Origin of the sequence: Paenibacillus ginsengarvi (assembly GCF_003626695.1) — a bacterium.
Classification (GTDB): Bacteria; Bacillota; Bacilli; order Paenibacillales; family NBRC-103111; genus Paenibacillus_AB; species Paenibacillus_AB ginsengarvi.
Map to the genome: position 1 here is coordinate 130,098 of NZ_RBAH01000001.1, position 14,042 is coordinate 144,139.

General features: G+C 53.7%; 14 protein-coding genes. All 14 read right to left on the reverse strand.

Translation table 11 applies throughout. The features are described 5' to 3' along the window. Window positions 1-10: 10 nt before the first annotated feature. The 14 genes from D7M11_RS00675 to trmFO all read right to left on the reverse strand — a co-directional run bounded on the left by D7M11_RS00675 (window position 11) and on the right by trmFO (window position 14,028). Window positions 11-1,615: a flagellar hook-length control protein FliK gene (locus D7M11_RS00675; protein WP_120745225.1), complete on the reverse strand. Its 1,605-nt coding sequence runs from the start codon at window positions 1,613-1,615 to the stop codon at window positions 11-13. Window positions 1,616-1,648: 33 nt separating this feature from the next. Then, window positions 1,649-2,557, reverse strand: coding sequence for a MotE family protein (locus D7M11_RS00680; protein ID WP_120745226.1), 909 nt, complete (start codon window positions 2,555-2,557; stop codon window positions 1,649-1,651). Window positions 2,558-2,582: 25 nt separating this feature from the next. Beyond that, on the reverse strand, window positions 2,583-3,029 hold the full coding sequence (fliJ, locus tag D7M11_RS00685) for a flagellar export protein FliJ (RefSeq protein ID WP_158606369.1): 447 nt from the start codon (window positions 3,027-3,029) through the stop codon (window positions 2,583-2,585). A gap of 5 nt (window positions 3,030-3,034) precedes the next feature. Continuing rightward, a complete protein-coding gene (gene fliI, locus D7M11_RS00690) occupies window positions 3,035-4,357 on the reverse strand; it encodes a flagellar protein export ATPase FliI (protein ID WP_120745228.1) in 1,323 nt (440 codons plus the stop codon). Further along, window positions 4,350-5,195 carry a FliH/SctL family protein gene (locus D7M11_RS00695; RefSeq protein WP_120745229.1) on the reverse strand — a complete coding sequence of 282 codons (846 nt, stop codon included), beginning with the start codon at window positions 5,193-5,195 and terminating at the stop codon, window positions 4,350-4,352. The genes fliI and D7M11_RS00695 overlap by 8 nt, the downstream gene beginning before the upstream one ends. Next, window positions 5,188-6,204, reverse strand: a complete 1,017-nt coding sequence (gene fliG / locus D7M11_RS00700; protein WP_120745230.1) for a flagellar motor switch protein FliG — start codon at window positions 6,202-6,204, stop codon at window positions 5,188-5,190. The genes D7M11_RS00695 and fliG overlap by 8 nt, the downstream gene beginning before the upstream one ends. A 12-nt stretch (window positions 6,205-6,216) precedes the next feature. Beyond that, window positions 6,217-7,806: a flagellar basal-body MS-ring/collar protein FliF gene (gene fliF / locus D7M11_RS00705; RefSeq protein ID WP_240040908.1), complete on the reverse strand. Its 1,590-nt coding sequence runs from the start codon at window positions 7,804-7,806 to the stop codon at window positions 6,217-6,219. 38 nt (window positions 7,807-7,844) lie between these two features. Continuing rightward, entirely contained in the window at window positions 7,845-8,153 is a 309-nt protein-coding gene (gene fliE, locus D7M11_RS00710) for a flagellar hook-basal body complex protein FliE (protein WP_120745231.1), read from the reverse strand. A 45-nt stretch (window positions 8,154-8,198) separates the two neighbouring features. Beyond that, window positions 8,199-8,648, reverse strand: a complete 450-nt coding sequence (flgC, locus tag D7M11_RS00715) for a flagellar basal body rod protein FlgC (protein WP_120745232.1) — start codon at window positions 8,646-8,648, stop codon at window positions 8,199-8,201. A 3-nt stretch (window positions 8,649-8,651) separates the two neighbouring features. After that, window positions 8,652-9,056 carry a flagellar basal body rod protein FlgB gene (gene flgB, locus D7M11_RS00720; RefSeq protein ID WP_120745233.1) on the reverse strand — a complete coding sequence of 135 codons (405 nt, stop codon included), beginning with the start codon at window positions 9,054-9,056 and terminating at the stop codon, window positions 8,652-8,654. A 221-nt stretch (window positions 9,057-9,277) separates the two neighbouring features. After that, on the reverse strand, window positions 9,278-10,057 hold the full coding sequence (gene codY / locus D7M11_RS00725) for a GTP-sensing pleiotropic transcriptional regulator CodY (RefSeq protein WP_120745234.1): 780 nt from the start codon (window positions 10,055-10,057) through the stop codon (window positions 9,278-9,280). Between the two features lie 353 nt (window positions 10,058-10,410). After that, complete coding sequence (hslU, locus tag D7M11_RS00730; RefSeq protein ID WP_120745235.1) at window positions 10,411-11,805, reverse strand: ATP-dependent protease ATPase subunit HslU; 1,395 nt, start codon at window positions 11,803-11,805, stop codon at window positions 10,411-10,413. 190 nt (window positions 11,806-11,995) lie between these two features. Continuing rightward, a complete protein-coding gene (hslV, locus tag D7M11_RS00735; RefSeq protein WP_120745236.1) occupies window positions 11,996-12,535 on the reverse strand; it encodes an ATP-dependent protease subunit HslV in 540 nt (179 codons plus the stop codon). 164 nt (window positions 12,536-12,699) lie between these two features. Next, on the reverse strand, window positions 12,700-14,028 hold the full coding sequence (trmFO, locus tag D7M11_RS00740; protein WP_120745237.1) for an FADH(2)-oxidizing methylenetetrahydrofolate--tRNA-(uracil(54)-C(5))-methyltransferase TrmFO: 1,329 nt from the start codon (window positions 14,026-14,028) through the stop codon (window positions 12,700-12,702). Window positions 14,029-14,042: the final 14 nt, after the last annotated feature.

Sequence of the window (14,042 nt, forward strand, 5' to 3'; positions counted from 1 at the left end):
AAACGATCGATCAGGCTTTCGTGTCGAACAAGCCGTCTGTCACTGCCGGTCTGGCCCCCGTTATGCTCTCCAGCTGTTTAAGGAAATCGGCTGGATCTTCCTCGGTATTCGCGGAGTGTTCCTTTCCTCTGCGATCCGACTGCGATTGCTGCTGCTTCGCATCCTGGAACGATCCCTGGAACGGCTGCGGATCGGATTGCGATACGACCAGCCTATCGACTTGCAGCCCTTGCGTTTGCAGCATCGATCGGAGCTGGGACAGCTGGCTTTCCAGCATTTCTTTACCGTGGGCGGAATCCGCTACGAATTGGGCGATAACCTGACCGTTTTGCAGCGACACTTTAACATCCACATGGCCAAGATGCTCCGGCATCAGCGTTATTCTCACTTCAGACAAGCCGCTTTGCGCATTCGTGCGCAAACTCTTCATCGCCTTGGCCATTTCTTCGATAAAACGGTCCGCATGTACGACATGGGCTTGCGGCTGTGCCGACTGCACCGGCGCTTGCTGTCTCGTCAGATGGCTCGTTTGCAGCGAAGCGTTCGACGTATGATCCGTCTCTGCCGAAGCGATGTTCGCCGTATCGCCGACCTTGTCGTCAGCAGCCGGAACCGCTGCAATAGAAGGCTGTACGCCTGCTTTGGCTGCCATCGCCTCGAGCCGCTCTTTCAGATCGATTCCTTTCGCCAGAGCAGCCAAGGAAGCCGCCGCTCTTGGTGCCGCACCCGCGTCCGTTAGCTTTTCGGCCAGTTTTTGCTTTAAGGCCGAGTGGAGCGGGACCGCTGCCGCTGTATGGACTGGGGTAACGCTTGGCTGCCCCGATACCGTTTGAACGATCGTCTGGGTTTGCGCCGAAGCATTCACTGCAGTCGCGGCTGACTGCTCTTTATTTTGCGGAGCAAGCAGTTGCTCAAGAGATTGTACCAGCGCCTTTATTTCCGGCTGCTCCGGCTGCTTCCGATGCAGGTCGACGAGTTGACGCAGCGTTTGCAACCATTCGGCAGTGCCGGTAGCGTTCTGACGCTCCGCGCCCGGCATCGCTGACAGCTGCTCGTCGCCTTGCGCAGATATCGGTTGGTCTGCAGCAGGCTGCCACTGCGATACGACCGCCGCAGCGAGCTCCATTAGCGCCATCATTTCGTCGATCGTCTTCCGGTCTTCGGCTGATGGCTCCGAAGCTTGTAACTGATCAAGCCAGTTCGCCAGCAAATCTCCGGTTTGCGGCTTGTCTCCCGATGTTTCGGCCGGGGCAAGCTGCAAAAACAGCTCGGCCAGTTGTGCGCTCATCTGCGGGGACGCGAGAAGACCGCTTAGCGCATTTAACGCCGAAGTATCCGTGCCGTCCATCAAGGCTGCCAGCAAATCCCCGATTTGCGGCTTGTCGGTTGCGGCAGCGGTCACCTTCGCCAGCAATTCGGCGGAAAGCAGATTCGACTGGCCGGTTGCGGCCCCGCCGTCCTTACCGAGTATCGCTTGCACAAGCGCGCTCGCAAACGCGGCGTCGCCGGCAAGAACCCCGGTACCGTCCGCCCCATTGCCTTTGGTTGCGAGTACGCCAAGCGGACTGCCGCCTCCGGACTGCATATTACTTACCAGCATTAATGGTGCATTCATTATTTTTCACCTCCTTTCCAATCAAGGAGACTTTTATTCCGCAAGCTTGGAGCTGAGCGCGGCCGCCACCTGTTTATTGGCGTCGGAGATCGCCGCCAGTACCTTCGCTCTGCCCGCATTGTCCATCGATTTCAAAATGTCGACCACTCTTCCCGAGTTCGCGGCATTCATTTCGATCAGGATCGAAGCGGCGCTTTTCGGAACCATCTGCGAGAACGTCTGACCCAGACTATCCTTCGTCATCGCCGGAACGGCGGCTTTTTGCTGCTCCTGCTTGTTCACCTCAAGCCGCTCCTGCAGCGCCGCAATCTGCATATCTTTGGCCGGCACGACGTCTTTCAACTGAATCGATGTTTCCGCCGCTACCGCCGGCGTCATCTTCTCCAGCACTTTGCCTCGGTCGGCCGGCTTCATTTCCGCGAGCACGAGCGCCCTTTCCTTGAGCGTCAGCACCTCGAGAATCGGAGCGGATTTGCTCGGCATCATTCCTGCATATATCGAAGCCAACTGAGCGATCTGCGCCTTGTACTGCTCGTCGGTTTGCGTCTTCGTCTTCAGCTTCTCCTCGAGCTCGCCCACTTGCGCCTTCAAGCTTTTGATCGACTGCTCCTTCTGCTCGCCTTCCGCCGTTGCGCTTTGCAGGTCGGCCTGGGCTTTCGCGAGCTGAGCTTTCAACTGATCGATGAGACCGGTATCCGGGGCGGAAGCCGCTCCGGTCGAAGATGTGGCGGATGTCGTCTTCTCTTTCGGCTTCGGATCGGGAACGAATTTCTCGAGCACCGGCACTTGATTGGCAGCCCGAAGGACTCCGTTCATCACGTTGTTGTCAAACAGCATGAACAACACGCCGAGCAGCACAAGCGTAAAAATAATCGGCGTCGCAAAAAACAGAAACCGCTCGAACGATCCGTAAGAAGATTTCTCCACATCCGTATTCGCCATTACTTAGCCCCCTTTCCGTTGTAAGCTAATTCATAATCGTCTGAATGCGGCGGGTAAGCGCGATTTCGTCCAGCTCTTCCTGTTCTTTTTTCAAAAGGGTAGCGGTAAACTGTATTTGCGCTTTTTCTTTAGCTTTCGTCCATACTTTTTCTTCCATCATTTTTCCGGATAAAACCTGCCGTTTGTCCGCTACATTCGCCTTCGCCTTCTCCACGTCTTTCGCCTTCGCCTGCATCTGCCTGTCCAATCGCTGCAAATACAGCTCCAGCAGCTGAATTTCGGATATCGTCGTCATTCGCGCCGATGCAAGTCCAAGCTGCTCCGCTACGCGGCTGCGTTCTTCGGTCAGTGCAGAAAGAGATAACTCTTCCTGCTGCAGCTGTCCGATCGCATCAGAGAGATTCCATTCGGCCTGCTCTTTTTCATTTGTTTTCAAATCCAACAGCTTCTGGAACGGATATCGGTATCGCATGCGCCTTAGCCTCCGCCAAATTGCTCGAGCAGCTGCTCGTAAGCTTCGTCGTAGCTGATTTTCTCGCTCGTCTTTTGCTTCAAATATCCCCATATCGTTTCAATCTGTTCGATCGAACGATCAATTTCTGGATTGGAGCCTCGCTGGTACGCCCCTATTTGGATCAAGTCCTCCGAATCTTTGTAAATGGACAACAGACGCTTCAACTGATTGGCCGCATCCGACTGACTGTCGGGAACAATTTCTTTCATGCAGCGGCTCACGCTGGCCAGTACATTGATAGCCGGATAATGACCTTTGTGCGCCAGATTGCGGTCGAGTACGATATGTCCGTCGAGAATGCCCCGTACCGTATCGGCAATCGGCTCGTTCATATCGTCGCCGTCGACGAGCACGGTATAAAAGGCCGTAATCGAACCTTTCGGACCGGTTCCCGCTCGCTCCAGCAGCTTCGGCAAATTGGCAAAAACGGAAGGCGTGTACCCTCTCGTCGCCGGCGGCTCGCCGATGGCAAGGCCGACTTCGCGAAGAGCCATCGCATAACGCGTGACCGAATCCATCATCAGCATGACGTTAAGCCCGCGATCGCGGAAATATTCGGCAATCGAGGTCGCAATCAGCGCGCCCTTCATCCGGATCAGCGCCGGCTGGTCGGAAGTCGCCACAATCACAACCGAACGCGCAAGACCTTCCGGACCGAGATCGCGTTCGATAAAATCAAGCACTTCCCGGCCTCGTTCGCCGATCAGAGCGATGACGTTGACGTCTGCGGACGTATTTCTGGCAATCATGCCCATCAAAGTGCTTTTGCCGACGCCGGAGCCGGCGAAGATGCCGACCCGCTGGCCTTTGCCAAGCGTGAGCAAGCCGTCGATGCAGCGAACGCCGACGCTGATCGGCTCCTGGACCCGCGGCCGCTTGAGCGGATTGTTTACGGGCGAATTCGTCGAGTAATGCGCCATACGGGTCGGCAGAAACGAACCGTCAAGCGGTTGCCCAAGTCCGTCCAGCACTTTCCCCAGCAGCTCGTGCCCGACCTGGGCCGTGAGCGGCTTTCCCGTTCCGACGACATCGCAGCCGGGACCGATCGAGTGAAGCTCGCCGAGCGGCATCAGCAGCACTTTATTGTTGCGAAAGCCGACCACTTCCGCCTTCAGGGGCTGTGCCGACTTGTAAGGATAGATGTAGCATACATCGCCGACGCTGGCGTCCGGACCTTCGGATTCCACAGTGAGTCCGATAACTTGAGTTACTTTGCCGTTGACGCGGATCGGATCGATATGCCGTAAAAACTCGGTATATTTGGACACATCGGGAGCGCTACTCATGGGAATCTCCTCCGCCCTGCAAGGCGATCTGTTGAAGTCCCTTTTTGATTTCGTTCAACTGGGTATCGATCCGCGCGTCGATGCTGCCGAAAGAGGAACGAATGACACAACCGTGGTCGTGCACGGTCGGATCGGGAATGATCTGAAGCTCGGCCTGCGAATCGATCGCCAGCATCAGTTCCTCCCTTGCATCAACGATGAATTGGAAATGCTGTGCGGACACGCACAGCGTAATAATGCCCTGCTCCCTTCGGCGCTGCAGCACATTTTTAACCAAGTCGATCGTCCATTCCGGTTCGATGGACAATTGCCTGCCAACGATTTTCTCGGCAATCGCGCAGCTTAGTTCGATCAGAAACGGTTCGGACTCCTGGATCAGCTGATGCTTCACCAACACCGCGTTTTCAATGACGGAGCGCGCTTCGCCAAGCAGTTGCTCGTACTGGCCGCGAACGTTTCGTTCGGCTTCTTCATACCCTTGCTGGTAGCCGAGCTCCTGGCCGGCTGCAGTCGCCTGTGCCGACAACTGCTCGTCCTCCGCCCTGCGTCTGCTCCACCAGGCTTCTATCTCTACATTTGCTTCGCTGCGAAGCCGGTTGGCGTCCTCAGTCGCTTGACTAACGACGGACTCTGCATACTGTTCGGCATCGCGAATTATTTGTTCCTTCGCGACCAGCGCCGCGGCCACTTCCGCCGGCACGGTCTCTTCGTCTGCCGCCGTCTCGCTTTGGGCAAGTTCGGACGGCTCCGGATCGCGAACCGACTCATTCGCCGAAACCTTTATGAGCTTTTTATCGTCTAATGGAACATAGAAGGCCGCTTTGATGACATTAGACAATGATATCGTCTCCTCCGCCACGCGCGATAATGATCTCTCCGGCTTCTTCCAAGCGGCGGATCGTCGCCACGATGCGCGTTTGCGCCTCTTCTACGTCGCGCAGCCGGACCGGACCCATGTATTCCATTTCTTCGCGGAACGTTTCCGCCATTCGTTTCGACATATTGCGGAAAATAACTTCCCGCACTTCTTCGCTCGCCACCTTGAGCGCAAGCTGAAGATCCGAGTTTTCGATGTCGCGAATAATGCGCTGGATGGAGCGGTTGTCGATGTTGACAATGTCTTCGAATACGAACATCCGTTTTTTGATTTCTTCAGCGAGCTCGGGGTCTTGAATTTCGAGCGAATCTAGAATCGTGCGCTCCGTCCCCCGGTCGACTCCGTTCAAAATATGTACGATAGCCTCGATGCCGCCTGCGGTCGTGTAGTCGGTCGTTACAGTTGAGGAGAGCTTCTGCTCCAACACGCGTTCGACCTGATTGATCACTTCCGGCGACGTGCTGTCCATCAAAGCGATCCGCTTCGCCACATCGGCCTGCTTCTCCTGAGGCAGCGAGGACAAGATGATCGAAGCCTGATCCGGCTGCAAATAAGATAAAATGAGCGCGATCGTTTGCGAATTTTCGTTTTGGATAAAGTTCAATATTTGCGCCGGGTCGGCTTTGCGCGCAAAGTCGAACGGACGCACTTGCAGCGTCGCCGTCAAGCGATTGATAATATCCATCGCGCGGTTCGTACCGAGCGCCTTCTCCAAAATTTCTTTGGCATATTGGATACCGCCCTGGGAGATATACTCCTGAACCATGCATATTTGATGAAACTCCGCAAGAATGGCTTCTTTCTCGGCATTATCCACCTTTCTTACATTGGCGATTTCCAGCGTCAGCTGCTCAATCTCTTCCTCGCGCAAATGTTTGAAAATTTGGGCGGACACTTCCGGCCCGAGACTGATGAGCAAAATTGCGGCCTTCTGCCGGCCTGTCAGTCCTTGCTGCACCCCTTTTGCCACATAGGCCCCTCCTTATTCATCCACTAACCATGTGCGCAGCAAGTTTACGAATTCATCCGGTTTTTTCTTGGCCAGTCCTTCGAGCTGCTTGCGAATTTGGCTTTCGTTCGATACGTTTTCGATATCGATAGTAGGCATTTCCACCTTCGTAGGCGGAGACAGCTCTTCTTCGACGAGTTCGCGCTGATTTTGCCTTCTGCGGCGAATCATGTATCCCGCTATACCGGCGACGACCATGGCCGCTATGCCGATGCCGCCCCACATCCAGTAATTGACCGCTGTTTGTTCGCTGCCTGCAGAAATGGCAAACGGCTGTGCGAACAAAGTTACTTTTTTGGCGATATCCGCATCCGTCAGCGTTTGTCCGCTGTCCGCGAGCGTAGCGGATACGATGCTGACCAGCGTTTTCTGGATATTATCCTTCATTTCCTGCGTGAGCGAATTCGGATCGTTTTTGACCGGAGGTTCGATCCCGACACTAATCGACAAATCTTTGACAGAAAAAGGACTCGAAACGATATCATTCGTAATCCGGTTCACTTCAAAGTTTACGATTCGATTCGTCTCTTCCGATTGCGACTGAACGCCGGTCGATTGCCCGCCTTGATAGGTGGGAATATCCGTATTCGCCGTACCCGGCACCCCGCTGTTCGGCGCGCCGCTGCTCGTAGCGGTTTTGTTGTTTTCCTGAAGACTGATTTCGATCCCTCTGTTATCCACCGTGTTGACTGGGGTTACGAGATTCTGCTTGCTTGTCTTCTGATCGAAGTTCAGTGTTGAAATAACGCTGACGACAACTTTATCGGGGGCATACATTTTGCCCAGCAAGCTCATAATGTTTTTTTGCAGCTCGTTCTGGAACTGGTTTCGGATCAAAAATTGCTGCTGGATCTGATTCGATGTTCCGGCTATAGCCCCGTTCGTCTTCGAATACGGGAGCAGCTCGCCGTTCTGGTTCGAAATCGTGATGTTCTCGTACTTCAGCTTCGGAATCGTTTTGGCGACGAGATTGTACATCGTGTCGATTTGCGCCTGATCGAACCGGTACCCGTTCTGGATATTAAGCACGACGGAAGCCGTCGATTCCTGGGGCTGCGTAGATAGAAACGCGCTCTCCTTCGGCACCGTGATCAGCACCTTGGAGCTGGCTACACCGTTGATCTTGTTAAACATTTGCTGGATTTCGCCCTGCATGGCATTGATCAGCTTGACATTGAACTCGTTGTCGGACATGCCGAACGTACTGCTTCCTTCGAAAACGCCGTATCCTAGCGAGCCGTTTTTGTTGAGCCCTTGCGATTCCACGTCCAGCTTGATCGCCGCCGCCTGACTCACCGGTACTTCTATCGAAGTGCCGTCAGGAGCGAGCTTATACGATATTTTCGAATCGTCCAAATATTTTTTGATGCTTGCCGCATCGTTCGGTTGCAAATTTCGAAAAGCTGTTACGTATTCCGTTTTCGATAAGTTTATCGATGTTAGGATAATAACCGCGATCAAAATTACAGCTGTACCGAGTATCATATATTTTTGATTTTTACTCAGTTGTTTCCAATACCCAGTCGCTTTGTCTCGGTATTGGACAATTGTCTCATTCACCATGTCACCCCGCCCGGGAATCTGCTGCAGTTGTTAAAACGTTAAATTTGGGTTCTCATGACCTCCTGATACGCTTCGATTACTTTGTTGCGAATCTGAACGGTCATCTCCAAACTTAACGACAGCTTCTCGGCGGCGATCGTCAATTGGTGCGCGTCAGCGACTTCTCCAATGACAAAATTATCGTTCAATTGATCCACAGCGGCATGCTGCTTATTCAGCCCGTTCATCGCATCGCTGAGGAACGATCCGAAATCTTTCGTAATTTGCGCGGCGCCTAGATCTTCCGACGCCTTGGCATTCAGAGCGGCTAACGGTTTTTTGGGTAGAAATCCGATTTGATCGATCATGCTTCAGAGACCCTCCAGGCCAAAAATGATGTATGAGATTCGTGGTTATTTGCCTATTTCGAGCGCTTTGGAGATCATCGCCTTCGATGCGTTAAGCGCCGTTACGTTCGCCTCATAGGAACGAGAGGCTGCCATCAGATCGACCATTTCCTTCAGCAGGTCAACATTGGGCATCTCCACATAACCGCGTTCGTCCGCATCGGGATGCGTCGGATTGTACACTTGCTTGAAAGGTGCCTCGTCCTCGAAAACACGCGTTACCCGCACGCCTTCGCCCGTTTTGTCGCGCATCGACTGCGACAGCAGCGCCGAAAACGGCGACGGCTCCTTCGCTTCCATCGTCACTACCTTGCGCTGGTAAGGTACCCACTTGCCATCCACAAGCTTGCCGCGCGTCGTATCGGCATTCGCGATATTCGACGAGATAACGTCCATCCGAAATCGCTGCGCTGTCAGTGCCGAAGAGCTGATATCGAATCCGTTCGTCAGCTTCATCCGTTATCTCCCTCCGTTCAAGGCGGTCCTATAATTTTTCAGATCATGGCTTACTTGGCTGATCAGCACATTGTACCGCAGCTGATTTTTGGCTTGAAGCGCCATCTCGTAATCGACGTCCACGTTGTTCATGTTATTGTTCATGACCGTCTTGTCGTCTGTTGTAAGCCCGGGGGCGACTGGCGTCGAAGTTTGTCCGATTGGAATATGTCTCGCGTCGGTTCTTCTCCCTTGAATCGACGTTTTTTTCAATTCCTTCGACAGGAGCTCTTCGAACTGAACATCGGAACGTTTGAAGTAAGGAGTGTCGACATTGGCTACGTTATTCGCTATCACTTTTTGTCGAAAGGCTGCCGCATCAAGCGTTCTTTCCATCAAGCCGAGGCTTGGTGTGTCCCAAAAAGCCATTCCAATATACCCACTTTCACTAAAAAAGTTATGTAACAGTATTCTTCGCGCCTTTACAGTTTTCCTTCTATGCATTTGTGTCAAATAAAAAAAGTTTTGAAAAATGTCTATTTTTGTAACAATATGAGCCATATATATATTCCATCTAGAAAAGAAAGTTTACAATAAGCAAAAAGCCCTATCTTTAGGAAAGATAGGGCTCGGAACAATACAAAAGTCACTCATGCCCGGGCGTTAGCCACGCTCTGCACAAGCTGATCGTTTAGTATTTTAATATAGGTTCCTTTCATCCCGAGCGATCTCGTTTCAATCACACCGGCGCTTTCCAGCTTGCGCAGCGCATTCACGATCACGGAGCGGGTAATGCCTACCCGATCGGCGATTTTACTCGCCACGAGAAGGCCCTCTTTGTCTTTAAGCTCCTCGATAATATGATCGACCGCTTCCATCTCGCTGTAGGACAAGGAATTGACCGCGACTTGGACGGCTGCTTTGCTTCTCGCGTCAAGCTCGATCTCTTCCGCGTGCTCGCGCAGGATTTCCATCCCGACGATCGTCGAGCCGTACTCCGCCATAATCAGATCATCGTCTATGAAGGCTTCGCCGCCGCGGGTCAGCACGACCGTTCCCAGCCGGTCCCCGCCGCCGATAATCGGAATAATCGTTACATGCGCTTCATCAAAAAAAGAATGTATTTTTTCGGTAAACATGCGGTACGTACTGTCCGTATCGCCGTTCGAGGAAGTTTCTTCAATTCTTTTGAGCACGTTGTTGTACTCTTCCGGCAAACGGCGATTTTGAACGATCATCTCGTGCAGCGCTTCGGACGATAAGGGCCCTGCGACCGCATAGCCGAGAATTTTCCCTTTACGGCTAATGACAAATACGCTGGCCGCAATCAGATCGCGCAGCACCTCCGACATTTCCATAAAACTGACCGCGTTTCCGGCCGCCTTTTGCAGCAGCCGGTTCAAACTTCTGGTCTTGCTAAGTAAACTCATGCTTCAAGCCTCCCGGGTATTGCCGTAGCTGGCCAGCAGCTCCCGCTATTGTTATAGAATTTATAAGTTTGCTAAGGTATGAAAGTAAAATACGGAATTCTATACCAAGTAAAGCTGCCGCAAAAACACGAATGCGCATCATCGAAAGGCTCCGAGCGGAAGCTTTTCTTATCGTTACAGAAAAATTAGCTTCCCTAAAGCATTAAGCGAAGTGCAGCTTTCTGTACCAAGAAAAACTTCCGCTGTTTTTGGGGTCCCCGCAAAGTAATCGGAATACGCCTCGTAGTTTATCTTCACTTTGTGGGGTTCAGTAGCGGTCGCTCATCCTTGGATGACGTCGATAGACGTTTTTCTTACAAAATGTACTGGCTAAGATCGCGATTTTGCGCGATGCCGGCCACTTTCTCGCGCACGTATTCCGGCGTTATCAAGATGTGATCTAGCGTGATGTCCGGCGCTTCGAACGACAAGTCCTCCAGCAGCTTCTCCAGAATCGTATGCAGCCTGCGGGCGCCGATATTGTCCGTATTTTGGTTCACCTCGGCGGCGATTTTGGCAAGCTCGCTTATCGCTTCATCCGAAAACTCGACGCGTATGCCCTCCGTTTCGAGCAGCGCTGTGTATTGCTTCGTTAACGCATTTTCCGGCTCCGTCAAGATGCGCACAAAATCGTCCTGCGTAAGGTTCGTCAGCTCCACGCGGATCGGAAACCGCCCCTGCAGCTCCGGGATCAGATCGGAAGGCTTGGCGATATGGAACGCCCCTGCCGCGATAAAGAGCACATAATCGGTTTTGACCGGACCATACTTGGTCATAATCGTAGAGCCTTCCACAATCGGCAAAATGTCGCGCTGCACGCCTTCACGGGATACATCCGGCCCGCCGCTGCGTCCGGAGCTGGCGATTTTATCGATTTCGTCAATAAAAATGATGCCGGACTGCTCAGCCCGCTTGATCGACTCCTGAACGACCTCGTCCATGTCGAGCAGCTTCTGAGCTTCCTCCTGGATCAGCACTTGTCTCGCTTCCTTAACCGGAAGCTTCCGCTTCTTTGTCCGCTTCGGCAGCAAATTGCCGAACATTTCCTGCATATTCATGCCCATCTGTTCGTTGCCTTGCCCCGCAAACATGTCCAGCATCGAAGGCGCGGCGTCCTCCACCTCGATCTCGACAACCTGGTCCTCCAGTTCGCCTCGCTGCAGCTTCTCCGCCAGTTGCTGGCGGCGCTGAAGCAGCGCATGGTCGGTCTCTTCCTTATCCGTTGCCTGCTGGTTCGCGCCGCTGAACAGCATCTCGAGCGGATTTCGGGTCGTTTTCTGCGAAGACGTCGAAGGAGCGAGCAGGGCGACGAGCCGGTCGTTTGCAAGCTGCTCCGCCTTATCCTGCAGCTTCTCCGTTTTCTCCGCTTTGACCATACGGATCGCGGTCTCGACGAGATCGCGCACCATCGATTCGACGTCGCGGCCTACATAACCGACTTCGGTGAACTTCGTCGCTTCGACTTTTACGAACGGAGCGTTCACCAGCTTAGCCAGCCTGCGGGCGATTTCCGTTTTGCCGACGCCGGTCGGTCCGATCATAAGTATATTTTTCGGCACGATTTCGTCTCGAAGGGTGTCGCTCAGCATATTGCGGCGGTAACGATTGCGCAAGGCGACGGCGACCGACTTTTTCGCCTGCTTCTGCCCGATAATGTATTTATCCAGTTCCACTACGATTTGCCTTGGCGTCAGTAGGCGCTGATCCATGAAAGTCCCTCCCGAAATTAACCTCAAAAAATGGAGTCTAGGCTGCGATGATGGGGGGTGCCCCCCGAAAGTAACCCCACAAAGTGGAGTACAGGCTTCGATGCATATTCCAAATACTTTGCGGGGAGCCCCCCGAAATTACGGAACTGCCACACAAGGCCGCTAACCTTGGCGTGACAGCTCCTACATGCTATATTTCTTCCACAATAATATTCCGGTTTGTGAACACGCAAATATCCGCGGCCGTTTCCAGCGACGCTCTGGCGATGTCGCTCGCGGCAAGCTGAGGAGCGAACCGCTTGAGCGCACGGCCGGCGGCAAGCGCGAAGCTGCCCCCCGAGCCGATGGCGAGGATGCCGTCGTCGGGCTCGATAATTTCTCCGTTGCCCGAAATAAGCAGCAAACTCTGCGAGTCCATGACGATCATCATCGCTTCCAGCCGGCGCAGCACCCGGTCCGAGCGCCAATCCTTGGCCAACTCCACAGCGGCACGCAGCAGGTTGCCCTGATGCTCCTCCAGCTTCGCTTCGAACTTCTCAAACAGCGTGATCGCATCGGCGACGGACCCCGCAAAGCCGGCCACGACTTTCCCTCTGTACAGCCGGCGCACTTTTTTCGCCTGCGACTTCATGACCATGCTGTTGCCGAACGTCACCTGGCCGTCTCCGGCGATCGCTCCCTTGCCTTCATGCCGGATCGCAAATATCGTGGTAGCGTGAAACTCGCCCATGCGGACACCCCTCCTTTTCTATGTATATACGTTTACGCGCAACAAAGAAGAAACAGCATCAAACTGGCATCTGCTGCTGTTTCATGTATGAGTTTTCAGTATGAATGAAGCATCGCCGCCTTGCGAGCTCCGACAAGCACGTTAATCGTAACATAGTACATGTTTTAGCGACAAGTTGAATTGTGTACATTATATGAAAAATTCTGAATTGTTTCAAGAGCACGCTCAGCAAGCAGCTCGTATTTCCGTTTTTTGTCGCGAATTTTTTGCTCGAGCGGCGGCAGCAGCCCGAAGTTGGCGTTCATCGGCTGAAAATGCTTCGGATCGGCCGACGTAATATAGTGCGCCATACTGCCAAGCGTCGTTTCCGGCGGCAGCACGATGCAATCTTCGCCCTTCGCCATCCGTCCGGCATTAATCCCGGCGATCAAGCCGGATGCAGCCGACTCCACATAACCTTCAACCCCCGTCATCTGGCCGGCGAAAAACAGGTTGTCCCTTCCTTTAAACTGATAAGTAGGACGGAGCAGGTTCGGCGAGTTGATGAACGTATTGCGGTGCATGACGCCGTAACGGACGAATTCCGCATTCTCCAGTCCCGGAATAAGCGAGAACACGCGCTTCTGCTCGCCCCACTTCAGATGAGTCTGAAAACCGACAAGATTGTACAGCGTGCCCGCCGCGTTGTCCTGGCGCAGCTGTACGACGGCATACGGCAGCTTGCCGGTATGCGGATTGACCAAGCCTACCGGCTTCATCGGCCCGAACAGCGCCGTTTGCTTGCCTCTTTTGGACATGACTTCGATCGGCATGCAGCCCTCGAAGTATATCTCCTTTTCGAACTCCTTGACCGGGGCCGTTTCCGCCGTGATGAGCGCTTCGTGAAAAAGTTCGAACTCCTCTTCAGTCATCGGGCAGTTCAAGTAGGCGGCTTCCCCTTTATCGTACCGGGACGCCAAATATACCCGGTTCATATCGATCGAATCCTTCTCTACGATCGGAGCAGCAGCGTCATAGAAATACAAATATTCCTCGCCGGTAAGCTTCCGCAGCATGTCCGACAGTGCCGGAGAAGTCAAGGGACCGGTTGCGACAACCGTAATTCCTTCGGGCAGCTCGGTCAATTCTTCGTTGACAACTTCGATAAGCGGATGATTCCGCAGCGTATCGGTTATTTCTCCCGAAAAACCGTCGCGGTCCACTGCCAGCGCCCCGCCTGCGGGCACCGCGTGTTTGTCCGCGCTGCGCATAATGAGCGAGTTCATCCGCCGCATTTCTTCCTTCAGCACGCCTACCGCGTTCGTCAAACCGTTCGCCCGCAGCGAATTGCTGCATACGAGCTCGGCGAATTTGTCGGAAATATGGGCCGGCGTTTTACGCACCGGCCGCATCTCGTACAGCACGACCGGCACGCCTTGACTGGCGATTTGAAAAGCCGCCTCGCTGCCGGCCAGTCCTGCGCCGATCACTGTCACTTTGCTTGCACTACTCAAATACGTCTACCTCC